Origin of the sequence: Citrobacter sp. C348 (genome assembly GCF_047467975.1) — a bacterium.
Classification (GTDB): Bacteria; Pseudomonadota; Gammaproteobacteria; order Enterobacterales; family Enterobacteriaceae; genus Citrobacter; species Citrobacter gillenii.
Map to the genome: position 1 here is coordinate 172,360 of NZ_JASJUJ010000004.1, position 23,795 is coordinate 196,154.

Below are 23,795 nucleotides of genomic sequence, written 5' to 3' on the forward strand. Positions count from 1 at the left end.
TCTGTATACTGTGGCGATACGCTCTATTTTCGCCCGATGGTACGCAGCTTATCGGGCCTACGTTTACAACCTGGAACACGTTTACCCATGCTCAGTTATCGCCACAGCTTTCACGCTGGCAACCACGCCGACGTCCTTAAACACACGGTTCAGAGCCTGATCATCGAGTCGCTCAAAGAGAAAGATAAACCGTTTCTCTATCTGGACACCCACGCCGGTGCGGGCCGTTATCAGCTGAGCAGTGAACGTGCTGAACGTACCGGTGAGTATCTGGAAGGCATCGCCCGCATCTGGCAGCAGGACGACCTGCCGGCAGAACTCGAGCCGTACATCAGCGTGGTGAACCATTTCAACCGTAGCGGTCAACTGCGCTACTACCCAGGCTCTCCGCTGATTGCCCGCCAGCTGCTGCGCGCGCAGGACAGTCTGCAGCTAACCGAACTGCACCCGAGCGATTTTCCGCTGCTGCGCTCCGAATTCCAGAAAGATGAGCGCGCGCGCGTGGCAAAAGCCGACGGCTATCAGCAGTTGAAATCGAAATTACCACCCGTCTCCCGTCGCGGGCTGATCCTCATCGATCCGCCGTACGAAATTAAAACCGACTACCAGGCGGTAGTGGCCGGTATCCACGAAGGCTATAAGCGTTTCGCAACCGGCACCTATGCCCTGTGGTATCCGGTAGTCCTGCGCCAACAAATCAAACGCATGACCAAAGAGCTGGAAGCGACCGGCATTCGCCGCATCCTGCAAATTGAGCTGGCGGTTCGTCCGGACAGCGATCAACGCGGCATGACGGCGTCCGGCATGATTGTGGTTAACCCACCGTGGAAGCTGGAACAGCAAATGAACAACGTGCTGCCGTGGCTGCACCGCAAACTGGTTCCGGCGGGAACCGGGCATACCTCGGTAAGCTGGATCGTACCGGAGTAATCGCAGCCATCGGTGGAACCTTTTGATTTCAGGTATACAATCGCGAATATTTTGGCGGAAGGCATAACGCTTCTCCGCCCTACAATGAACATGAAGGAGCGGTCATGACCAAACACTATGATTACATCGCTATCGGCGGCGGCAGCGGCGGTATCGCCTCCATTAACCGCGCGGCCATGTACGGTCAGAAATGCGCGTTGATTGAGGCCAAAGAACTGGGCGGTACCTGCGTCAACGTTGGCTGTGTACCGAAGAAAGTGATGTGGCATGCCGCACAGGTTCGTGAAGCGATCCATATGTACGGCCCGGACTACGGCTTCGATACCACCATCAATAAATTCGACTGGGACAAGCTGATTGCCACCCGTACCGCCTATATCGACCGCATTCACACCTCGTACGACAACGTACTGGGTAAAAATAATGTCGATGTGATCAAAGGTTTTGCCCGCTTCGTTGATGCCAAGACCATTGAAGTAAACGGTGAAACCATCACCGCCGATCATATTTTGATTGCTACCGGCGGCCGCCCGAGCCACCCGAACATTCCAGGCGTGGAATACGGTATTGATTCCGACGGTTTCTTTGAACTGCCAGCCCTGCCGAAGCGCGTTGCGGTAGTTGGTGCAGGCTACATCGCCGTTGAACTGGCTGGCGTGATTAACGGCCTGGGCGCAGAAACACATCTGTTCGTGCGTAAACACGCGCCGCTGCGCAGCTTTGACCCGATGATCGTCGACACGCTGGTTGAGGTGATGAATGCCGAAGGCCCGACCCTGCATACACACGCGATTCCAAAAGCGGTGGTTAAAAATGCAGATGGCAGCCTGACCCTGGAGCTGGAAGACGGTCGCAGCCAGACCGTGGATTGCCTGATCTGGGCGATTGGCCGTGAACCGGCAACCGATAACTTTAACCTGGCGGTTACTGGCGTGAAAACCAACGAAAAAGGCTACATCATCGTTGATAAATTCCAGAACACTAACGTTGCAGGGATTTATGCCGTGGGCGATAACACCGGTGCCGTTGAATTAACGCCGGTTGCCGTTGCCGCGGGTCGTCGCCTGTCCGAACGTCTGTTTAACAACAAGCCGGACGAACATCTGGACTACAGCAACATCCCGACCGTGGTCTTCAGCCATCCGCCAATTGGCACCGTCGGCTTAACCGAGCAACAGGCGCGCGAGCAGCACGGCGATGACCAGGTGAAAGTGTATAAATCGTCGTTTACCGCGATGTATACCGCTGTCACCACACACCGTCAGCCGTGCCGTATGAAGCTGGTGTGCGTCGGTCCGGAAGAGAAGATTGTCGGTATTCACGGCATCGGCTTTGGCATGGACGAAATGCTGCAGGGCTTTGCCGTGGCACTGAAAATGGGCGCGACCAAGAAAGACTTCGACAACACTGTCGCTATTCACCCGACCGCGTCGGAAGAATTTGTCACTATGCGTTAATACTATAAATGCCGGATGGCGGCTGATGCCTTATCCGGCCTACAAACACCGTAATATGTAGGCCAGATAAAGCATCAGTCACCCTTCGGCATTGTATTAATCACTTATCCTGCATATACGGCGTATAGATCCCGTTGAGGCTTTCAAGGAACGCCACGATATCATCGATATCTTTTTGCGGCAGTTCTTTGCCTACCTGATAACGCAGCATCAGTTTTACCGCGCCGTCGAGGGTTGGCACATCTCCCCGGTGGAAATAAGGTGCAGTCAGTGCAACGTTGCGTAATCCAGGGACTTTCTGGCGCAGCTTATCTCGTAATTCATTAGTGACGTTCATTCGACCAATATCTACGGCAGTGACCTCACCAAAATTAAAGTCCTTTTTCAAGCCTAAGGGTTCAAATGAACGCCCGCCTAAAATAATACCGCCATGGCAGGTGGCACATTTATTTTCCTTAAATAATTGATAGCCATGTTTTTGCTGAGCCGTTAACGCGCTTTCATCACCCCGCAGCCATTTATCAAACGGTGCATTTGGCGTAATTAGCGTTTTCTCAAACTCAGCAATCGCATCGGTAATATTGTCCCCGCTGAATCCCTGAGGATAAACGGTGATAAATTCTTGCTTCAGCACCGGGTCTTTATCTAACTTCTGGATAATTTCATCCCAGGATTTCGACGCCATTTCAATCGGGTTTAACGGTGGACCACCCGCCTGCGCCTGCAATGTTGGTGCACGACCATCCCAGAATTGTTCCACGTTAAAGACCGAGTTAAACACCGTCGGTGCATTAATTGGTCCAACGGCGCCACCGACACCGATTGACGTTTTCCTGCCATCCACACCGCCTGCGTTTAAGGCGTGGCAGTGCGCACAGGAGATCGTGCTGTCGCCAGAAATGCGCGGGTCATGATACAGCGTAAAGCCCAGCGCCACTTTGCGGGCATCAGTCGGAATACTTTCCGGTATTGGCTGTACAGGCTCATTGCGATGCTGCGTGGCGGTATCACGGCTGGCGTAGTACTGCTCACGTTGTTTGGCTACCCAGCCAAGAATGTCTTCTCGCTCAGCATCGCTGACCTTACCGGCCCAGTGCAGCGCGGTATAACGCGTTGGTGGCATGGTGTCATACTGCATCACCCATTCAATTTTATTCAAATCACTTTGCGAAACGGGTTTATCCGCAACCAGCGCGGCACGAACAGCTTCAAGATTGAATGATTTGTATCCTAATTGAATATCATAATTCATCAATTGTTTAGCGACGGGAAAGGAAGAATAGAAAGGCAATTCAGCTGAAGGCGTATGACAATAATCACATCCCTTTTCGCGTAAAAATCCTAATACCTTATTATTGGCTTCCAGCGTAGAGGCCTGAACATCAGGCTGTTTGCTACGTTGATTATCGTGATACCACACATAACCGGATAATCCAAAATAACAAATTACGATGCCTGTTATGGCAATCGCGGTAAGACGGGTAATGATTTTCATTATTTTACCCTCAGCGTTGTGAGTTATTGTGACCCAGAAAATTGAAATAATTAATGCGCAGTCTTTGTCAGACTTGACCATCATAGAAAATAAGGGGAGTATTATTTTGATAAGTATCAATCAATTACATGGGCCAGAACTATCATTAGAATAGCCTGCACCTATTACAGGGATCGGACGTTAGCGGGTTCTGTTCACACCTCGTTGCAATCGAATGTTCTGAAAATGGAAAATATACAGATCGCACAAGACCAGTAATTCTTCATTATTATCATTAAGATAGTTTTATTTTTTAAATATTAAAAAACATAAGAACGTGATCAACCGCACGCTTTACTCACCCGACACCGAAGCGAATGTCTACGCTTAACAGACAGCCGGGCAATAGCCGTTCCTTTCAACATCTCTTTACCGGAGGTCTTTCTCATTATGCTCAACCAGAAACTACCCCACGCCCCTTCAGAAGAACTGACGATCGACCTCGATCTGCTTTATGAAATGGATCCGTGCGAGTTAAAGCTGGATGAAATGATTGAGGCAGAGCCTGAGCCGGAGATGATTGAAGGGCTACCTGCCTCCGATGCGTTAACGCCCGCCGATCGTTACCTCGAACTGTTCGAACACGTTCAGTCGTCAAAGCTGTTTGCCGACAGCAAAACCTTCCCCGACTGCGCGCCCAAAATGGACCCGCTGGATATTCTAATCCGCTATCGCAAGGTTAAGCGGCACCGGGACTTTGACCTGCAACGCTTTGTTGAGAACCATTTCTGGCTTCCCGAGACCCCGTCGAGTGAGTACGTTTCCAACCCGCAGGACTCGCTGAAAGAGCATATTGACCAGCTGTGGCCAGTGCTGACACGCGAACCGCAGGATCACATTCCCTGGTCCTCGCTGCTGGCACTGCCGCAGTCATATATTGTGCCAGGCGGACGTTTTAGCGAAACCTACTACTGGGATTCCTACTTCACCATGCTGGGTCTGGCGGAGAGCGGACGGGGGGACCTGCTGAAATGTATGGCGGATAACTTTGCCTGGATGATTGAAAACTATGGCCATATCCCGAACGGTAATCGGACCTACTACCTGAGTCGCTCTCAGCCGCCGGTGTTTGCACTGATGGTGGAACTGTTTGAAGAAGATGGTGTGCGCGGCGCGCGGCGTTATCTGGATCATCTCAAAATGGAATACGCGTTCTGGATGGATGGCGCAGATTCCCTGGCGTTAAACCAGGCGTACCGTCATGTCATCAGAATGCCAGATGGTTCTCTGCTCAACCGTTATTGGGACGATCGTGATACCCCGCGCGATGAATCGTGGATCGAAGACGTCGAAACGGCCAAGCATTCTGGCCGGCCGCCTAATGAGGTATACCGGGATTTGCGTGCCGGTGCGGCTTCCGGCTGGGATTACTCCTCACGCTGGCTACGCGATGCGGGCCGCCTTGCCAGCATCCGCACCACCCAGTTCATCCCCATTGATCTCAACGCCTTCCTGTACAAACTGGAAAGCACCATTGCAAACATTTCGGCCCTGAAAGGCGATCGCGAAACCGAGGCTCTGTTTCGCCAGAAAGCCACCAACCGCCGCGCCGCCGTGGACCACTATCTGTGGGATGATGAAAACGGCTGTTATCGGGATTATGACTGGCGACGCGAAGAGATGGCCCTCTTCTCCGCCGCCAGTATCGTGCCGCTGTATGTCGGTATGGCGACCCATGCACAAGCCGACCGCCTCGCTAATGCCGTACGCAGCCGCCTGTTAACCCCCGGGGGTATTATGGCGACGGAATACGAAACCGGTGAACAGTGGGATAAACCCAACGGCTGGGCACCGCTGCAGTGGATGGCGATTCAGGGCTTCAAGCTGTACGGTGACGACCACCTGGGCGATGAGATTGCCCGCAACTGGTTGAAAACGGTTAACCTTTTTTATCAGGAGCACCATAAGCTTATCGAGAAGTACCATATCGCCGACGGCACGCCCCGTGAAGGCGGCGGCGGCGAGTACCCGTTGCAGGATGGCTTTGGCTGGACCAACGGCGTCGTGCGCCGATTAATCGGTCTCTACGGCGAGCCGTAACGGTCTGACAAGACGTAGCTCATCAGGCTGTCAGTTAATGGCGTCATACAGCGCGGTATGAATTTTCTGCCATTTCTTGTTTTCGGCGTTTGGCTCCGCGCGAGCACGTCGTTCGGCTTGCTCGGCGTCATACCGCTGGCGCGTGACAACGTCCGGTTTAGCACAAAAACTTTGCAGATAGCTTTTATGCAGCGACGTCAGCGATGCGCCGTTCGACATCGCATGACTTAGCGTACTCATAAACTGCTGACAGGGCTGGGTTTCATCCATCTGCGAGGGATAGCGCAACAACAGCTTCAGCACAGCAGTATTGCCCGCAGAGAACGCCTGCTCCGTCCACGCCAGCTTCCAGTCCATCCCGCCTTGTAAAAACAATGACGTAATACGGGTATCATTGCGATCGATAGCCGCCCGCATGGTAAACGCATCCCACGAAATGCCCATGCGGGTCACGGCTTCCCGTGCGGAAGGTGCATCACGTCGCGGTTCCTCTTGTATGATTTCAACCGATTGACCGGCGGTCACCAGCGGCGCAGGCGAGCTAAATAACCAGAATGCGCCCAGCGATATTGCCAGCACCATCGCGCCAACGGCGACCCACAGCATGTTGGAAATCAGCTGCTCACGCTCTTCAGCCGTACGCTGCGTTCGCTTTTCCGGTGGGTCAATGCTGTCAGCAATTTCTTGTTTATCATCCCCGGTCTGTTCAGCCTTTTGCTTTGCCGTTTCCCAGAACTGGCGAACGAGACCTTCATCGGATTCCAGATACGATGCGGGATTAATGCGGACACGACGTTCTTCAAACGCCCGCTGCACGGGGTGGGTAATTTGTCGGTACTGATACTTTAACAACATCAGCTGTACCGAGGTCAGCGGCTGCGAAGCAATGATGCTATTACGTGCTATCCGGCAATCATCAAGGAACATGCGCAGCGTTAAGCGCGGTTCGACAAACAGCGTGAGTACCGAAGTGTCATTAAAAATCTGGGTAAAGTGGCGCACGAACAGTTTCTTATCGACCACCATTAGCGCCAGCTCGCTAAACAACATGCCGTCCAACGCATCACGCCCCTCACCCAGCTTAAGCCAGCGGCGCAGCCGGTCGGCACCGAAGTGCTGTTTCAGGAAGCTGTTGAGCGGATGCTGGTCCGGCCATACCCGTGCGACAAGGGCTTTGAGGGTTAACTCTATCGCACGAAGCTGGCTCTGCGCCTGCATCTGCGCCTCGGGACTCCCGGCTTCAATATCGGTTTGATAGTGCAGGATCGGCTGAAGCTGGCGCAACTGCTCCAGGGCGGCAACAAAGCGCAGCGCAGAAATGAGCTGGTTTTCACTGACATCCTGACCACTTTCATACTGGGGAACGTTTTGCTGAAGATGGCGTAACCGCAGGGTGAACTGGCTTAATTGCGCATCGTTCATCTGCAATCGTCTGGCTACCACTCCCCAGCCACCCAGATTCAGGCGAGCCTGGTCGAGCTGTTCCAGAAACCAGCGCGGGTCTTTTCCCTCTGCAACATGCACACCTAACAACAACAGGATTTCCACCGATGCCTGACGGATGATCCCCAAACAGTGTTCAAATGGCGTACATGTCGCCGGTAATGCGCTATTGGTCATCATCGTCCCTAAAAGTGCCGCAACGGTACGGCCTCACCATGGTCTTTATTGCTCTTTTTATAAACGCGACGCCGTGTAACAACGTGCCGGTGTAAACTGAAATACATTCATATAACAAATAAATATGTTTTACAGTGATGACCTCGTAATCATTGAAAATTATCCAGGAGATAAGCCTGTGCCCGTATTAAAAACACCACGGCTGACCTGCCGCCCGCTGACGGCGTCTGATTGGGATTTTTTCTTAGCATTACAGCAGGATTCTGGCGTAATGCACTATGTCTCCGATGCGCGCTCTGAACAAGACGTACGGGCAATATTCGACTCGCGCTTAGCCGAATGGTCTCCCGGAAGCCCACACTGGCTATGCCTGGTCATGTGCGATAACGACTCGGGATCGCCGCTCGGCGTCACTGGATATGTTCACGAAAATAATGAGTGTGCCGAAGTGGGGTTTCTGCTCGCACCCGAAGCGCAAGGTAAAGGCTATGGCGCTGAGTCTTTGCATGCCGTGTGTGATTTCGCGTTTACAACCGGCGGGCTACACCGTATGACGGCCTGCGTCACCGCCGGCAATTATGCGTCTCGACGTCTGCTGGAAAAGACGGGATTTATTCTCGAAGGTACACTGCGCGAAAGCTATTGGCTGCATCAAACCTGGCACGATGACTGGATTTTCGGCCTGTTAAAGCACGAATATCCGCTCCGAGCGTCATAAGGCGTCTTACTGAAAAAACGGGCTGTATGGCAGGTACCGTAACGGAAGGTTTTCTCTAGAATGGCTCTCTTTGCAGAGAAATCAGTATGTACCGCCATTCATCACATTTTACGCCCGCCTGTATCGCCTTTATTAAACAAGGACAGGGATTGTCGCTGGAAAAATATCAGGATGAACGCGGGGTCTGGGTCATTGGCTACGGGCATGAAATCACCGTAGGTGAAACCTTCACGAGCCAAATTTCAGTAGCACAGGCAGAAACGCTGCTGCTCATGGATCTCTACGCCTGCGAGGAATTAATCCAGGCGAAACTGCCGCAACTGAACGATATGTTTCAGCTGGAAGCATTAATTGCGTGGATGTTTAGCGTGGGGATAACCCGGTTTTGCGCATCAGAAATGTGGCCCGCTCATATTTCACAGCCAGAGACAATCTGACTGTGAAATAAGCGTTGATTAATGTACTTCGTTTAACATCATCGCCGCCTGGGTACGGTTTTTTACCTCCAGACGCTGATAAAGCGACTCCAGATGCGCTTTTACCGTCCCGGTGCTGATATTTAACAGGCGACCAATTTGTTTATTGGACTCCCCTGCAGCCAGCATGGTCAAGATCTCGCGCTGACGCGAACTTAGTGCTTTTATATTTTGGCTACCGCACGCAGTTGGCATTAAGCAATCTCTGGGATAAAACATCATGCCCATTGCCACGCTATTGAGCGCCAGCGCGAATGTTTCTGCGTCAGCGTCGCGCGGCACAATGGCCAGCACGTTTAACTGTGTCACCTCCTGCAGCCAATTTTTACGGCAATCTGTGGCGGTGATCAGTACTTTTACCGTCGCATAGCGTTGAGCGAGTTGTTGGAGCAGTTCACGGCAAAACTCACTGCCAAGATCGCCATCAAGCATAACCAACGCATTGGGATTATCTTCCAGCTTTTGCCAAAGGTCATCTGCCTGACTGACACCCTGAACATCCACTCCTGGAAGATTTTCTTGTAAACTGACATTCATTCCATGAATAAATATTGACTGCCTGTCAAACATTATTACCTGCATTATTTCTCTCCGTCTGAATAAGATACTGGCCTTAACACGCGGAAGGGTATTACCCATGGGGTAAAATAAGAACTCACCATTTGGCAGGGGCCATTCTACCGATGAAAGAAGAAGAGAGAAGCAGAAGTTATGAATAGTTACAGCTCAAACAAAAGGATTACATAAAGAGGTCATAAAAAGACTCTTAATTAAGGAATTCCTTATTATTAGCGCACACCTCTCGCCAAGTAATATTAATTAATCAGAGTCTATGTTTTTCACCAAAAATAAGGAACATGGCATATCAGGGAAATATGTTACAAAAAATAATGTAGCATGAAGTGCTTATTTAATCAGAGTCAGTGACCGAATAAGCACGTGACGGGGTTACAGGAACATCCCGCCAGAGACCTCAATGCGCTGCGCGGTCATCCACGCCAGGTCATCACTAAGCAACGCAGCGATGGCATCACCAATATCATCCGGCAGCCCGACACGCCCCAATGCGGTTTGCGAGGCAATATACGCATTCAGCTGCGCATTGTCCCGCACGTTCCCGCCGCCAAAATCGGTTTCAATTGCCCCAGGCGCAATAATGTTCGCCGTAATACCGCGCTCCCCCAACTCTTTTGCCTGGTAGCGGGTCAGCACTTCCATCGCGCCTTTCATGGCGGCATAGGCGCTGTAGCCTGGCAGGGCAAAACGCGACAGCCCGGTCGACACATTGAGGATCCTGCCCCCTTGGTTTATCAGCGGCAACAGGCTCTGTGTCAGGAAAAAAGGCCCTTTAAACTGGATGTTCAAAAGCTGGTCAAACTGCGCTTCGGTGAAGGCAGAATACGGCGCAGTTATGCCGATCCCGGCGTTGTTCAATAAATAATCAAATCTCGTACATTGCCACTGAGTTTGCAGCGTCTCCTGCATCTGCTCAATAAACAGCGGGAATGTTGAAATATCACCGACATTCAATGGCAATGTGGCAGCTTTCCCGCCAGATTGCCGAATTTCATCCACAACCTGCTGAGCTTCTTTTTCGTTGCTGTTCCACGTCAGGATAATACCAATTCCTCTGTTCGCCAGCTTCAGCGCCGCGTTTTTCCCCAATCCACGACCGCCGCCGGTCACCAATGCGATACGTTGCGTCATAAGAAACCCCATTTTTGCTGTAGTGAATATTGAGATTGAGCTTATTAGGTGTTAGAAAAACAATAAATATCGCCAGTTGCGCATTACTGTTTCATTCAGAACAACAATAGGGCATGGGAATGGATAAAATTCACGCAATGCAGTTGTTCCTCCGCGTCGCGGAACTGGAGAGCTTTTCGCGCGCAGCTGACACCCTCGGGCTTCCTAAAGGTAGCGTATCGCGCCAGATCCAGGCGCTGGAAAATCATCTGGGGACGCAACTGCTGCATCGCACCACCCGCCGCGTTCAACTGACCCAGGACGGGATGATCTATTACGAACGTGCGAAAGATCTGTTGAGCAATCTGGATGAGCTGGACGGACTTTTTCATCACGACCCCACCAGCATCAGCGGTAAACTACGGGTCGATATGCCGGTTGGCGTGGCCAGAAATCTGGTGATGCCCCGCCTGCCAGCCTTTTTGCATCAGTATCCGGGACTTGAGCTAGAACTCAGCAGCAGCGACCGTCTGGTGGATTTAATCCGTGAGGGTTTCGACTGCGTGGTGCGCGTGGGTGCGCTGAAAGATTCAGGGCTGATTGCCCGCCCGCTGGGGAAATTGACGCAGATTAACTGCGCCAGCCCACAGTATCTGGCCCGTTTTGGTTATCCCGAAAGTCTGGACGATTTGGCCTCGCATGCGGTGGTGCATTACGCGGTAAATCTGGGTACCCGTTCTCAGGGCTTTGAAATAGCGACCGACAACGGGCCCCGCTGGATAAAAACCGGCGGCATGCTGACGGTGAACAGTACCGAAACCTATCATGCGGCCTGTCTTGCCGGGTTGGGCATCATTCAGGTCCCACGCGTGGGTGTACGTGAGGCATTGCGCGCCGGTACGCTGGTTGAAGTCTTACCGCAGTATCGCGCCGAACCGATGCCGGTTTCTCTGCTGTATCCACATCGCCGTAATCTCTCCCGCCGGGTCCACCTGTTTATGGAATGGCTGACCGGCGTAATGAAAGACTATGTGGACTGACGCGCTATACTGTCCTGTGAATGCACAGAATAAGGACTACCGCCCTGATGACGCAGGAAAAAGATGTAAAACGCCCCATTCAGGAACTTGAGCACGCGCCGATCGCCAACATTGACACACCAGAGCGTGACCAGACAGAAACCAACAATAAGACCCATCAGGCGCTGAAAACAGCCCTGACTCTGGCGGAACGCGTTCAACGCCAGCCCATGATCGCCCACCTTATCCGCGCCGCAGAACGTTTTAATGACCGAATGGGAAACCAGTTTGGCGCGGCAATCACCTATTTCTCGTTCCTGTCGATGATCCCTATCCTGATGGTATCGTTCGCTGCCGCCGGTTTTATTCTCGCGTCGCATCCCACGTTATTGCAGGATATCTTCAGTAAAATCCTGGCCAACGTCAGCGATCCGACGCTGGCATCCACGCTGAAAAACACCATCAATACCGCCGTTCAGCAACGTACCACCGTCGGGCTGGTCGGGCTGGGCATCGCCCTTTACTCCGGGGTTAACTGGATGGGAAACCTGCGCGAGGCCATTCGCGCCCAGTCGCGTGATGTCTGGGAACGCACGCCGCAGGATCAGGAGAAAATCTGGGTCAAATATCTACGCGATTTTGTCTCGCTGATTGGATTACTGATTGCGCTGATTGTCACCCTGTCAATTACCTCCATCGCCGGTTCCGCCCAGCAGATGATAATCTCGGCCCTGTACCTCGATGGTATTGACTGGCTGAAACCCGCCTGGCGACTGATTGGCCTGGCGATATCTATTTTCGCCAACTATCTATTGTTCTTCTGGATTTTCTGGCGACTCCCGCGTCATCGCCCACGTAAGAAGGCGCTCATTCGCGGTACCTTTATTGCGGCCTTTGGCTTTGAAGCAATCAAAATTATTATGACTTACACGCTGCCGTCGCTGGTGCAATCCCCATCAGGCGCGGCGTTTGGCTCGGTATTAGGTCTAATGGCTTTCTTCTACTTCTTCGCCCGTTTGACCCTGTTCTGCGCCGCCTGGATAGCCACCGCGGAATACAAAGACGACCCGCGGATGCCGGGGAAAACACACCGCTAATCTTCGTTAACTGCCGGATGGCGCTACGCTTATCTGCCCTACTGGTGAGTTTTGTAGGCCGGATAAGCGTAGCGCCATCCGGCAATTATAATGCCGCCCGCTCTCACTGATTCAGTGAATAAATCCAACCCGTAACTTTTATTTAACCAAAAACTAGTTTTATCATCCAAGTTTTAAATTATGTGAAGCATTTCATAGAAGCGAAATCTTAGGCCTAAACATTATCCCCTTTTTGCCCAATTTTTGACCAAGCGCAACGTTTGTTACAGATTGAAATGTCTCTTTTGCTGTGCGTAATATGACCGTTCGTTCGACAAAAAATAAGAAAATATTATGCAAGCAACCGCCACAACGCTCGACAACGAACAGGAACACACCCCGGTCAATTCGCGCAATAAAGTCGTCGTCGCCTCACTCATCGGCACTGCCATTGAGTTCTTCGACTTCTATATTTACGCGACCGCTGCGGTGATCGTTTTCCCCCATATCTTCTTCCCGCAGGGCGACCCGGCGGCGGCTACGCTGCAGTCTCTCGCCACCTTTGCTATCGCCTTTGTGGCGCGGCCGATCGGCTCGGCGGTGTTCGGACATTTCGGCGACCGCGTCGGGCGTAAGGTCACGCTGGTTGCTTCGCTGCTGACCATGGGGATCTCGACGGTGATTATCGGCTTGTTGCCGGGTTATGCGTCGATTGGGATTTTCGCCCCGATTCTGCTGGCACTGGCGCGTTTTGGTCAGGGATTGGGTCTTGGCGGTGAATGGGGCGGTGCTGCATTGCTGGCCACAGAAAATGCCCCACCGCGCAAGCGGGCGCTCTATGGGTCCTTCCCGCAGTTGGGCGCACCGATCGGCTTCTTCTTTGCCAACGGCACGTTTCTACTGCTCTCCTGGCTGCTGACCGATGAGCAGTTTATGAGCTGGGGCTGGCGTGTACCGTTTATAGCCTCTGCGGTACTGGTGATTATCGGTCTGTACGTTCGCGTCTCACTGCATGAATCCCCGGTGTTCGCCAAAGTCGCGGCAGCGAAAAAGCAGGTCAAGATCCCGCTGGGAACCCTGCTGACAAAACATGTTCGCGTCACGATCCTTGGCACGTTTATCATGCTGGCGACCTATACGCTGTTCTATATCATGACCGTTTACTCAATGACCTTCAGTACCGCCGCCGCCCCTGTGGGCCTTGGTTTACCGCGCAATGAAGTCCTGTGGATGCTGATGATGGCGGTGATTGGCTTTGGCGTGATGGTCCCGGTTGCCGGACTGCTGGCCGACGCGTTTGGTCGTCGCAAGAGCATGCTCATCATCACCACGCTTATCATTCTGTTCGCCCTGTTCGCCTTTAAACCGCTACTGGGGTCTGGCAATCCGGCGCTGGTCTTTGTCTTCCTGCTGCTGGGGCTGAGCCTGATGGGGCTGACATTCGGCCCGATGGGCGCGCTACTGCCGGAGCTGTTCCCGACCGAGGTGCGCTACACGGGTGCGTCGTTCTCGTATAACGTTTCATCGATTCTCGGCGCGTCCGTGGCCCCCTACATCGCGGCATGGTTGCAAGGTAACTATGGTTTGCCGGCCGTCGGGATTTATCTGGCCTCGATGGCAGCATTAACGCTGATCGCGCTGCTGTTAACCCACGAGACGCGTCATCAGTCACTGTGATTCTTTTGCCGGATGGCAGTGTAACCACCTTATCCGGCCTACGTTGAGTATGAAATCCAGGCCGGGTAAACATCCGGCCAGACATCACTTCTTCATTTGCGACAAAATCGTCCGGCACTGATTAGCCTCACCTTCTGACGGTGAGATCAGTGCCAGCAGGGCGGCAGCCGGTGTGACGAGCGTTGCCAGTGCCGCGGCGACGGCCCCACGCGCAATCAACGGCCCTGCTTTCACTCCGGCCTGCGGATTTTTGAATGTTCCGCGCACATACAACGGTGAACGCAGCGTAATAATACGAATGCCTTTACTCTCCGGATCGACGGTTAAATCCAGCTGTTCAGAGGCAAAACTCGCTGTTCCGGTAACATTGATGACCGCATTTTCGGTATCAAAAGCAAAAATTTGCGGGCGCGCAACGCCATTGACGATATCCAGATTCGCCGCCGCACAGTTCACTCGCACTTCGTCATCACCAAATATCTGTCCGACGATATAGTTGCCCAGATTCAGCCCCACTATTTCCATCAGGTTTCGACTGATCAACCCGTCGTTCATCAACAACTTCAGGTTACCATTACTGTTTCCGAGCAGCGCAGCCACCGAATTCCCGCTCCCGCGAAATTCGGCGTCACCGTTCATTTCACCGAGCGTTTTCTGCATCAGTTCTACATCCGGCATCAGCTCTTTCAGCTTCAGACTACGCGCCTGAATAGTCGCCCGGCCCTGCATCGGCTTTTTATCCCCTTCCAGATGAATGCGAGAGACGATGCTGCCTCCCGCCAGACCAAATTTCAGCGGCTGCAGTTGCAGGTCGGCATTGTTCAGGATGATATGGGCGGAGAGATCGCTTACCGGCAGGCTGCTGCCATGCTCAATACGCCGTCCCTTGAAGCGCACATCAGCATCCATCACGTTCCATTTATCGGTTTCGAAACGGTCGTACGGCAAGACTTTATCCGCGGGCTGAACGCTCTTTTCGCCTTTACGCTGTTCAGATTGTTTGGCGCGTTGTGCACCTTTTCCGGAATCCACGCCAATCAGCGGCCCTAAATCCGCCAGCCGCAGCTGGCGCGACTCAACGTCGCCTTCCAGTTTCGGGCGTGGCTGGCCGGTGGTGTAAGCAAGCGTGCCGTGAATATCGCTGTCGCCGATGCGGCCATTAAAGTCGCGATAACTAAATACGGCCGATTTCTCGCTGCCTATCTTGGCCACCAGCCGCCCGTCAGTTTCAAAGGGAGGAGTATCCGGCAGCAGAATGCCGGTCAAATCGTACAAATCCCCAAGCGAATCACCGGAGAATTTCAACTGAAGATCGACACCGCCCATATTCATCGGGTCACTTACCGCACCGACAAAGGCCACCCGCGTATTAGCTGAACGGAAATCAGCCTGCACCGGGAACGGTGTTCCTTCGCCGCGTAACGCCAGCATCCCACCGATTTTTCCACTGCCGGTTAGCGGTTCACCGCGATACCGCCCTTGTGCCTTCAGGCCGAAAACGTAATCGCCAACGTTGGCACGCTTTTCTGAGCTTTTCGCTCCCGTCACTTCGCTAAAGGGCAACGGCTTGCCCAGCGGATCAACGACGATCTCAATCTCCGATTGGGTGATCTTATCGTTGATGGCGATACGTCCTTGATCGAACAAAATATTATCGAGTCGAAATGACCAGGCTGAAGGCGGGGTGTTGGGATCGGGGTTTTCACTCCCCGCGAGGGTAAAGGTCCAGTTGTTGTTTTTCTCCGACAGGCGAATAAGCCGCGCATCCGGCTGCTCCAGCTTAATCCACGGTAGCCAGACCGTTTTGGTCAGCAACGCCAGCGGCGCGAGTGTGGCTTCAACGCGCGGGAGATGCACCATGGTGATGTCAGGGATATCCGGCGGGTTGCCGAGGATAATATCCTCCGCATGAATGTGCGGCCACGGAACCCAGCTTCGCCAGCCGGTTTCCTGCTTCTGGCGTTCCCAGACCACGCCCAAATCACCGCGTATCGCGAACGGTCGGTTGAGCTCAGTAGAGACTTTCTGGTTGATGGTCGGTTTGAGCCGGTTCCAGTCAAATGTCGCAATCACGATGATGAGTACGACGATCAACAACAAGAAAACCCCAGTTACTGCTGTGGTTATTTTGCCTGCTTTCGTCATCTTTTACCTCCTCACTTTCTTCCTTGCCTGTTCTAAAGATAGTCCAGCAGGGTTAAAAGGAGGCCGATGACGCCAGCATCACAGAGACAATATCACCTCTTCAAGGGTATTCAGGGGAACCGGACGCGAGAGAAAATAGCCCTGCGCAGCGAACGCCGGTGAGTTTTGCACGTCGCGCCACTCTTCCAGTGTTTCCACACCTTCAACAATCACGCCGCGGCAATAACGGTTCATCAACTGCAGCAGCAGGGTGAACAAGTTGCGGCCTTCCGGCGTCTGGCGCAGCATAATAAACAGATCCCGCGCCACCTTAATGTAGTCATAGCTGACTTCGCTTAGAGCGGAGAAATTCGCCATCCCGGTGCCAAAGTCATCCAGCCAAAGTGGACCAAACTCGCACATTGAGGCAAATGACGCCCCCTTCGGTAAGCGAATATGCTCCACCAGCTCAAAGCGCAGCCACGGCAGGCATTCAATGATTTTCAGTATGTCGGGATCCTGGCGCATCGCCAGCAGCGTCGGGCCATCGACGTTCACCGACGCCAGCAGGTCGTGGGCTCTGAAAAAGTCGCTTTTCAGTTGGAGTTGCAGAAGCTGCTCTTTCACCACGTCAATACGATGACGTACGGCTATTTCGGCAAAATAGCGGTCCGGCGCAAGGCGCTGGGCAGGATTGTCAGGATGGCTCACCACTGTCAGCAGTTCAACGGCCATCAGCCGCCCATTGGTCTGGTAAATCGGCTGGTAGGTGTAAGCACGCTCGCACTGCAGCCAATAGCGTCTCTCCAGCAAGCTTTCGATACTCGCATCAGGCGTAATGAGCGGCTGGGTAACCTGCTTTATCATCTGAGGTGTCCTGTAAATAAGAGTGTGACTGACCGGACTCGTCAAAGGTTATCGGCGCTCGGGCGCAGAACTTTACGTTCAGCACATCGCAAAATAAAAACCAGGCAGCAAAAAATTGCGCAGAATACGCGTTGGCTCAAAAAATTAATGGAACGATGTTTTAATATAGTTGACCACTTAACACCCACAGCGCACACTACCGTTAATTTTTTTCAGAGCAGGTTACGACTATGTCCAGCAAGATTGCCGTGATTGGCGAATGCATGATTGAACTGTCACAGAAAGGCGCAGACGTTCAGCGCGGTTTCGGTGGCGACACGTTGAATACATCCGTTTATATCGCCCGTCAGGTCGATTCTGCGGCCCTTTCTGTACACTATGTCACGGCGCTGGGCACGGACAGTTTCAGCCAACAGATGCTGGAATCCTGGCATGGCGAAAACGTCGATACCTCATTAACGCAGCGCATGGACAATCGTCTTCCGGGTCTCTATTACATTGAGACTGACAGCACTGGCGAACGTACCTTCTATTACTGGCGTAATGAAGCCGCTGCAAAATTCTGGCTGGAGAGTGAGCAATCCGCCGCCATTTGCGAAGAGCTGGCGACGTTCGACTACCTGTACCTGAGCGGTATAAGCCTGGCGATCTTAAGCCCGACCAGCCGCGAGAAACTGCTGTCACTGCTGCGCGAATGCCGCGCCAACGGCGGAAAAGTCATTTTTGACAACAACTACCGCCCGCGCCTGTGGAGCAGTAAAGAAGAGACGCAGCAGGTGTATCAGCAGATGCTGGAGTGCACCAATATCGCGTTCCTGACGCTGGATGATGAAGACGCGCTGTGGGGTGAAAAACCCGTTGCGGAGGTCATTGCTCGCACTCACGCGGCCGGTGTGCAAGAAGTAGTGGTGAAACGCGGCGCAGACTCGTGCCTGGTGTCTATCAATGGCGAAGAGCTCATTGATGTACCGGCGGTAAAACTGCCGAAAGAGAAAGTGATTGATACCACTGCCGCGGGCGACTCGTTCAGCGCCGGGTATCTGGCCGTACGCTTAACCGGTGGTGATGCCGCAGAAGCCGCTAAACGCGGCCACCTGACAGCAAGCACAGTTATTCAGCATCGCGGTGCGATTATTCCGCGCGATGCCATGCCACAATAACGGGTTGTTCTTGTAGGCCGGATAAGGCGTTAACGCCTCATCCGGCATTGGGTACGCCGGGGGCGCTTCGCTTGCCCGGCCTACAGGTTACGATACCCTCTACTGTACTGGCGGAATATCCGTCACTTCAGGATGCGACTCATCGGTTTCAACCGACGCTGCCGCAGCGGCCACCGGCGCCATGATGGCATCCCACGTCGCCTGCAGATCCTTCATATTGAATTCCGGCTCACCCTTCGGCTGCAGCAGAATGAGTGCCATTTCTTGCGACAGTTGCTGGCGCAGGTCCTGATTCAACATTTCTACGGTCAGGCCATTGAGGAAGTTCTGGCGTAAACGCTGGTACTGTTCCGGCGCAATATCCACCACCTGATTTTGCAGCGAGCGCAGGCGCTGGCTGATTAAGATATCGGTATCGGTTCGGCCATAGGTGGCAAACAGCTTCTGCAGTTCCAGATTTTTTTGTGCCACCAGCGCGTTAAATTCATCTTCTGGCAGCCCCTTATCACGCACTTTCGCCAACTCACGCGCCACCGTACCCAGATTCGCATTCAGCTTATCATTCGGCGACTCAACGTTAATGGCACACTGCGCACGCAGGAACAGCACCCGGCAGTCAAAGCCGAGGCCGATATCTTTCGCATTGTTCCTGGTAAGCGTCTGCTGAATATGCCAGAACAGCGCTTCACGAGCTAAATCAGCACGCCAGTAGCGTAACAGCGCGGCGGATTCACGGATCGGTTGCCACGGCGTATCCCACATGATGGAAAGGCGATCCTGGCGTACCGCATCGGTCATAATGCTCACCGCTTCAGCGCGTAGTGGAGAGAGCGTCGGTACCGGGGCCGGTGTCTCACGCTTACCTTTTAATTCGCCAAAGGTTTTGTTGATTTGCTCAGCCACGCTGCGCGCATCAACGTTGCCGACGACAATCAGCGTCATGGCGTCCGGGGTATACCATTTCTGGTAAAACGACTGAATTTTCTCAGCATCGACCGGGGTTTTCAGCGGATCGGCAGGATCGTGTCCCAGCAGCGTTGATCCTTTCAGTCGGTAGCGCCACCAGCCTTCTTTAGTGTCCACCGGCCAGGTTGTCACCATATCTTCGCTGCTCAGCGCATGGTTGATGGTTTCTGGCGTGATGGTCAGCTTGCCGGAGATAGTCGCCAGATAAGAGAGCGACTCTTTCAGCAGGTCGTTACGGTTGTTGGGCAAGCTGAGGTTATACAGCGTGGAATCATAGGAAACGATAACGGGCGGCATGGGACGCTTGGGATCGAACCCCTGCTGCCACAATGAACGGGCTTGCGTGGCATCAAGGCCACCGCTTTGCGTCAGCGCGATACGCGGGATCGCATGGCTGAAACCACTCTGTTGTGTATTTTCGGTGAGTGAACCGGTATTAACCAGCAGGCGAACCTCGATACGGTCGCTGGGGCGCTGGGGGGTGGCCAACACTTGCCACTGTAAACCGTTTGCCAGCGTACCCTGTTGCCATGCCGGGTCAGGCTGGAGCGCATCTGCCTGCACATAGCCGGCAGAGGCCATCATCAGCAAGCTGCCTGCTAAAAGTCGAATTTTTGTGCCCTGCATGTGAACCCCTGATCAACAATCCTGGTAATAAAAAGACAGCCCTGAACAGGACTCTCTGAATATGACGTTAAAACACTTCGTGTTAGACCGCGAGAACATGAAAATGTCACGGAAGAAGTGAAAAAATCCCGAAACCATCGGATCGACAGCTTCAGGTACAGGGGGTAATTATGCGCAGGAGCCCGTAGCCCTACAAGGGACTACGGGCATAAGTGACGAGATTAAGAGGATAAATCGTGCGTTTTGCCATCCTGCGCACGGTTATTCAGCGTGTCATCCAGCTTTTTGGTATCCAGTTCTTTCACCCACTTAGCCACAACGACCGTTGCCACGCCGTTACCAATCAGGTTGGTCAGCGCACGGGCTTCAGACATAAAGCGGTCAATACCGAGAATTAATGCCAGACCGGTAATCGGCAAATGACCCACGGCGGAGATCGTCGCCGCCAGCACAATGAAGCCACTTCCGGTGACACCCGCAGCCCCTTTCGAGGAGAGCAGCAGCACCACCAACAAGGTTATCTGATGGAAGATATCCATATGACTGTTCGTGGCCTGAGCGATAAACACCGCCGCCATCGTCAGATAGATCGAGGTCCCATCAAGGTTAAACGAGTAACCGGTAGGGATAACCAGCCCGACCACCGACTTCCGACAGCCCAGTTTTTCCATCTTATCAAGCATACGCGGCAGCGCGGACTCGGAAGATGATGTCCCCAGAACGATCAGCAATTCTTCACGGATATAGCGGATGAACTTGAAGATGCTAAAGCCGGTTGCACGAGCAATAGACCCCAGCACCACCACCACAAACAGAATACAAGTGATGTAGAAGCAGATAATCAACTGCCCCAGCTGTACCAGCGTACCGACGCCATATTTACCGATGGTAAAGGCCATGGCCCCGAAAGCACCGATTGGCGCCAGGCGCATGATCATATTGATGATGCCGAAAATGACCTGCGAGAAGCTTTCAATCACGTTGAAAATCATTTGGCCTTTGCTGCCCAGACGGTGCAGCGCGAAACCAAACATCACCGCGAACAGCAATACCTGCAGGATGTTGCCGCTGGCGAACGCGCCAATGACGCTACCTGGGATAATATCCATCAGGAAGCCCACAATCCCCTGGTCTTTTGCCTGCTCAGCGTAAATCGCGACGGCTTTGGCATCCAGCGTGGCCGGATCGACGTTCATCCCGGCACCGGGTTGCACCACGTTGACGATGATAAGACCGATGATCAGCGCAATCGTACTGACTACTTCAAAATAAAGCAGTGCAACCGCACCCGTGCGGCCTACTGCTTTCATACTTTCCATGCCTGCAATGCCGGTAACGACAGTACAGAAGATGACGGGAGCGATGACCATCTTAATGAGCTTAACGAACGCGTCGCCAAGCGGTTTCATTTGGGCGCCTAATTCAGGGTAGTAATGGCCAAGGAGAATACCGATGGCAATCGCTGTCAGGACCTGAAAGTAAAGGCTTTTGAATATTGAGGTTTTCATAGGGTGTCCTTAAAGTAAAAACCACAGGTCTTGTAAGGTTTTATTTAACCTGCGGCCCTAAAGTAACACCCACACAACATGACAGAAATGTACAAAGATCATAATTGATACAAAAATGTTAAAAATTTTGAGCTGGCTCGCACAAGCGCACCCTTTTTTAAGTTTTGTAATCAGCCCATTACTGCGTTAAATAACGTTCTTCGAAGATATCTGCCGGAACTGGACGGGCAAATAAGAATCCCTGCGCCACTTCCACACCCGCCTGCTCTAACCACGCGCGTTGGGCTTCGGTTTCGACACCTTCGGCAATCATCTGTAAATCGAGGCTGTGCGCCAGCTGAATAATCGCCGTGATCATGCTGCAATCCTCAGGCACGCCGTCGACAAACATCTTATCGATTTTGAGCACATCCACCGGCAGCGACTTCATGTGCTGCAACTGGCGTAAGCCAGCGTATCCCATACCAAAGTCATCCAACGCGATACGCACTCCCGCATTACGCAGCGGGCGCAAAATGGCAACGGCCGCGTTGGGATCATCAATATGCCGGCTTTCGGTCACTTCGAGAATCAGCGTGCCGGGCTTCACACGATATCGGTTTAGTAGTTCCAGCAGATCTGACACCATATTCGGGTGCATTAACTGCAGTGCAGAAAGATTGACCGATAGTGGAAGCATCAGACCGCGCTCCTGCCAGGCTGCAAGCTGGCGGCAGGACTCTTCCAGCACCCAGTACCCGACAGTTACCATCAGACCACAGGATTCAATCCTGTCGATTAACCCTTCCGGCAGTTCCCAGCTTCCATCCGGCTGCTGCATCCGTAACAGCGCTTCCGCACTCAGTATTTTGCCGCTGGCAATGTCTACCTGCGGCTGCATCCACAGCGCAAAGTGCTGGTTGTCCAGCGCGGTAAGAATGTCGTTCTCTTCCGTCAAACGCTGCTGAGCTTCTTCCATTTGCTGCGGGTCAAAGAACTGAATCTGGTTTTTACCCTTCCGGCGTGAGGTGAGTGCGGCAGAGAGCGCGCGGCTGTAAAGTTGTTCTGCGGTTAAGTCGCCATAAAACATCGCCACCCCAATATTGCAGTTGGGGCGCAGTTGGATGCCGTGAATAGGTAACCGCTCATTAATGATAGTGAGTACTTGCTGACCTAATGTAATGGCATGCCAGGGCTCCTTCACGCCATGCGCAATAATAGCAAAGTCGTAGCCGCTCACCTGGGTAAGCACCATTCTGGGCGCCAGCACCGACTTGAGTTTTTCAACCACTGTCAGCAACAGGATTTCCCGCTGGGTTTCGCTCAGTACGCCCGCGGTATCCCGCAGCGTTTCGCAGGTGACAATCATCAATGCCGTCGTTTGCTTACGGGATACAACCTGTTCCAACAACCCCATTAAAAACGTCTTATTGGGCAGATCGGAGACCGGATAACGCATTGAGTAGTCGCTTTGTTCTTCACTGTGGCGCTGCACCAGTTGCTGATTCAGGTTGTAACTGCGCACCAGCATACCAATCTCATCATCCTGATGCAGGCGCGGCAGCGTTAGTTGGTAACCCATTAACGCCTGCTGAGGGATCTCATTCAGCTCTCGTGCAATTTTACGTAATGGGTGAATAATCAATCGGTTAATGCACCAGGAAATCGCCACCGTCAGGATCAGGGATAAAAGTAAGTAAATGGTCACTAACGTTGAGAGTGTACTCATCACGAATTTGTACATACGATACGAATCCGCCTGCAGCACCAGATAGGCCAGCGGCTGCGGGTTGGCAGAACGCTCCAGAGAATAGACCGGCAGCGAGATCTGCACCGGCAGTTCGAACAGACGCGTCACCGTTACCGGGACCGAACGTTCGGGAATAAAGCTCATCCGCAAAGCCTGAAACTGATTCGGCAGTACCACATCGGCGCGGCTGACCACGCCCGCGGGCTGAATTCGCCGTAAAATCGTCTCCGCTTCGGGGATATCCCCTTTCAGAATGGTGGCCGACAGGGGCTCACGTACAGAGCGGGCGATACTTTCCAGTTGCGTAGCCGTGTTATAGCGGTTCTGCTGTACCAAATGAAACAGCAAAACGGTGCAAAAAATAAAAACAAACACCATGACTACGGCCGCGACCATTGCCATCTGCTTAATTGTTAACGAGCGACTGACACGCAAACTGACTCTCCACGGATAGACGAAACTGCCGTCAGAGTATACCCGATCGTAGCGGTATTAAGAGAGACGGTATCTGAAAACTTCCCAACGTGCATTATCGCGACAGGATAGGCACCTGACGACGAGATTTATCTGCATTTAAGTCG

Annotated in this window: 18 protein-coding genes; 9 read left to right on the forward strand and 9 right to left on the reverse strand. The window is 52.9% G+C overall.

The genetic code is table 11. From position 1 onward, the window contains the following. Positions 1 to 87 precede the first annotated feature (87 nt). Both QNN86_RS09850 and gorA read left to right on the forward strand, forming a co-directional pair. Positions 88 to 930: a 23S rRNA (adenine(2030)-N(6))-methyltransferase RlmJ gene (locus tag QNN86_RS09850; protein WP_096759184.1), complete on the forward strand. Its 843-nt coding sequence runs from the start codon at positions 88 to 90 to the stop codon at positions 928 to 930. A 104-nt stretch (positions 931 to 1,034) separates the two neighbouring features. After that, entirely contained in the window at positions 1,035 to 2,387 is a 1,353-nt protein-coding gene (gene gorA / locus QNN86_RS09855) for a glutathione-disulfide reductase (RefSeq protein WP_181618343.1), read from the forward strand. A 100-nt stretch (positions 2,388 to 2,487) separates the two neighbouring features. Here gorA and QNN86_RS09860 read toward each other — a convergent pair whose 3' ends face one another. Further along, positions 2,488 to 3,882, reverse strand: coding sequence for a cytochrome-c peroxidase (locus tag QNN86_RS09860; RefSeq protein ID WP_181618342.1), 1,395 nt, complete (start codon positions 3,880 to 3,882; stop codon positions 2,488 to 2,490). Between the two features lie 429 nt (positions 3,883 to 4,311). Here QNN86_RS09860 and QNN86_RS09865 point away from each other — a divergent pair, with 429 nt between their 5' ends. Then, the gene (locus QNN86_RS09865; protein ID WP_181218563.1) at positions 4,312 to 5,961 is read left to right on the forward strand and encodes an alpha,alpha-trehalase; all 1,650 of its coding nucleotides are present in this window, start codon (positions 4,312 to 4,314) and stop codon (positions 5,959 to 5,961) included. A 30-nt stretch (positions 5,962 to 5,991) separates the two neighbouring features. Here QNN86_RS09865 and QNN86_RS09870 read toward each other — a convergent pair whose 3' ends face one another. After that, the gene (locus QNN86_RS09870; RefSeq protein ID WP_414211018.1) at positions 5,992 to 7,581 is read right to left on the reverse strand and encodes an STY4199 family HEPN domain-containing protein; all 1,590 of its coding nucleotides are present in this window, start codon (positions 7,579 to 7,581) and stop codon (positions 5,992 to 5,994) included. Between the two features lie 178 nt (positions 7,582 to 7,759). On the opposite strand from QNN86_RS09870, the gene QNN86_RS09875 reads away from it, so the two are divergent. Together QNN86_RS09875 and QNN86_RS09880 are read left to right on the forward strand one after the other, a co-directional pair. Further along, the gene (locus QNN86_RS09875) at positions 7,760 to 8,299 is read left to right on the forward strand and encodes a GNAT family N-acetyltransferase (RefSeq protein WP_096759499.1); all 540 of its coding nucleotides are present in this window, start codon (positions 7,760 to 7,762) and stop codon (positions 8,297 to 8,299) included. 86 nt (positions 8,300 to 8,385) lie between these two features. Next, positions 8,386 to 8,736, forward strand: coding sequence for a glycoside hydrolase family protein (locus tag QNN86_RS09880; RefSeq protein ID WP_096759180.1), 351 nt, complete (start codon positions 8,386 to 8,388; stop codon positions 8,734 to 8,736). A gap of 18 nt (positions 8,737 to 8,754) precedes the next feature. Here the strand turns inward: QNN86_RS09880 and QNN86_RS09885 are convergent, their stop codons facing one another. Together QNN86_RS09885 and QNN86_RS09890 are read right to left on the reverse strand one after the other, a co-directional pair. Beyond that, positions 8,755 to 9,357 carry a helix-turn-helix transcriptional regulator gene (locus tag QNN86_RS09885; protein ID WP_181618340.1) on the reverse strand — a complete coding sequence of 201 codons (603 nt, stop codon included), beginning with the start codon at positions 9,355 to 9,357 and terminating at the stop codon, positions 8,755 to 8,757. A gap of 366 nt (positions 9,358 to 9,723) precedes the next feature. Continuing rightward, entirely contained in the window at positions 9,724 to 10,482 is a 759-nt protein-coding gene (locus QNN86_RS09890) for an SDR family NAD(P)-dependent oxidoreductase (RefSeq protein WP_414211019.1), read from the reverse strand. A gap of 119 nt (positions 10,483 to 10,601) precedes the next feature. On the opposite strand from QNN86_RS09890, the gene QNN86_RS09895 reads away from it, so the two are divergent. The 3 genes from QNN86_RS09895 to QNN86_RS09905 all read left to right on the forward strand — a co-directional run bounded on the left by QNN86_RS09895 (position 10,602) and on the right by QNN86_RS09905 (position 14,233). After that, positions 10,602 to 11,501: a LysR family transcriptional regulator gene (locus QNN86_RS09895; RefSeq protein ID WP_096759177.1), complete on the forward strand. Its 900-nt coding sequence runs from the start codon at positions 10,602 to 10,604 to the stop codon at positions 11,499 to 11,501. Positions 11,502 to 11,548: 47 nt separating this feature from the next. Then, positions 11,549 to 12,577, forward strand: a complete 1,029-nt coding sequence (gene yhjD, locus QNN86_RS09900; RefSeq protein WP_182270766.1) for an inner membrane protein YhjD — start codon at positions 11,549 to 11,551, stop codon at positions 12,575 to 12,577. Between the two features lie 333 nt (positions 12,578 to 12,910). Beyond that, positions 12,911 to 14,233, forward strand: coding sequence for an MFS transporter (locus QNN86_RS09905; protein WP_181618338.1), 1,323 nt, complete (start codon positions 12,911 to 12,913; stop codon positions 14,231 to 14,233). Positions 14,234 to 14,317: 84 nt separating this feature from the next. On the opposite strand, the gene QNN86_RS09910 is transcribed toward QNN86_RS09905, so the two are convergent. After that, on the reverse strand, positions 14,318 to 16,378 hold the full coding sequence (locus tag QNN86_RS09910) for an AsmA family protein (protein ID WP_414211020.1): 2,061 nt from the start codon (positions 16,376 to 16,378) through the stop codon (positions 14,318 to 14,320). A 78-nt stretch (positions 16,379 to 16,456) separates the two neighbouring features. Beyond that, positions 16,457 to 17,224 (reverse strand): cyclic-guanylate-specific phosphodiesterase, encoded by a 768-nt coding sequence (pdeH, locus tag QNN86_RS09915; protein ID WP_182270764.1) that lies wholly within the window; start codon positions 17,222 to 17,224, stop codon positions 16,457 to 16,459. 230 nt (positions 17,225 to 17,454) lie between these two features. On the opposite strand from pdeH, the gene QNN86_RS09920 reads away from it, so the two are divergent. Then, a complete protein-coding gene (locus QNN86_RS09920) occupies positions 17,455 to 18,384 on the forward strand; it encodes a sugar kinase (protein ID WP_096759172.1) in 930 nt (309 codons plus the stop codon). A 99-nt stretch (positions 18,385 to 18,483) separates the two neighbouring features. On the opposite strand, the gene QNN86_RS09925 is transcribed toward QNN86_RS09920, so the two are convergent. From QNN86_RS09925 to hmsP, 3 genes are all read right to left on the reverse strand, one after another. After that, on the reverse strand, positions 18,484 to 19,977 hold the full coding sequence (locus QNN86_RS09925) for a M16 family metallopeptidase (RefSeq protein ID WP_414211022.1): 1,494 nt from the start codon (positions 19,975 to 19,977) through the stop codon (positions 18,484 to 18,486). A 221-nt stretch (positions 19,978 to 20,198) separates the two neighbouring features. Continuing rightward, entirely contained in the window at positions 20,199 to 21,485 is a 1,287-nt protein-coding gene (locus QNN86_RS09930; protein ID WP_414211023.1) for a dicarboxylate/amino acid:cation symporter, read from the reverse strand. A 178-nt stretch (positions 21,486 to 21,663) separates the two neighbouring features. Beyond that, positions 21,664 to 23,649 (reverse strand): biofilm formation regulator HmsP, encoded by a 1,986-nt coding sequence (gene hmsP / locus QNN86_RS09935; protein WP_414211024.1) that lies wholly within the window; start codon positions 23,647 to 23,649, stop codon positions 21,664 to 21,666. Positions 23,650 to 23,795 lie beyond the last annotated feature (146 nt).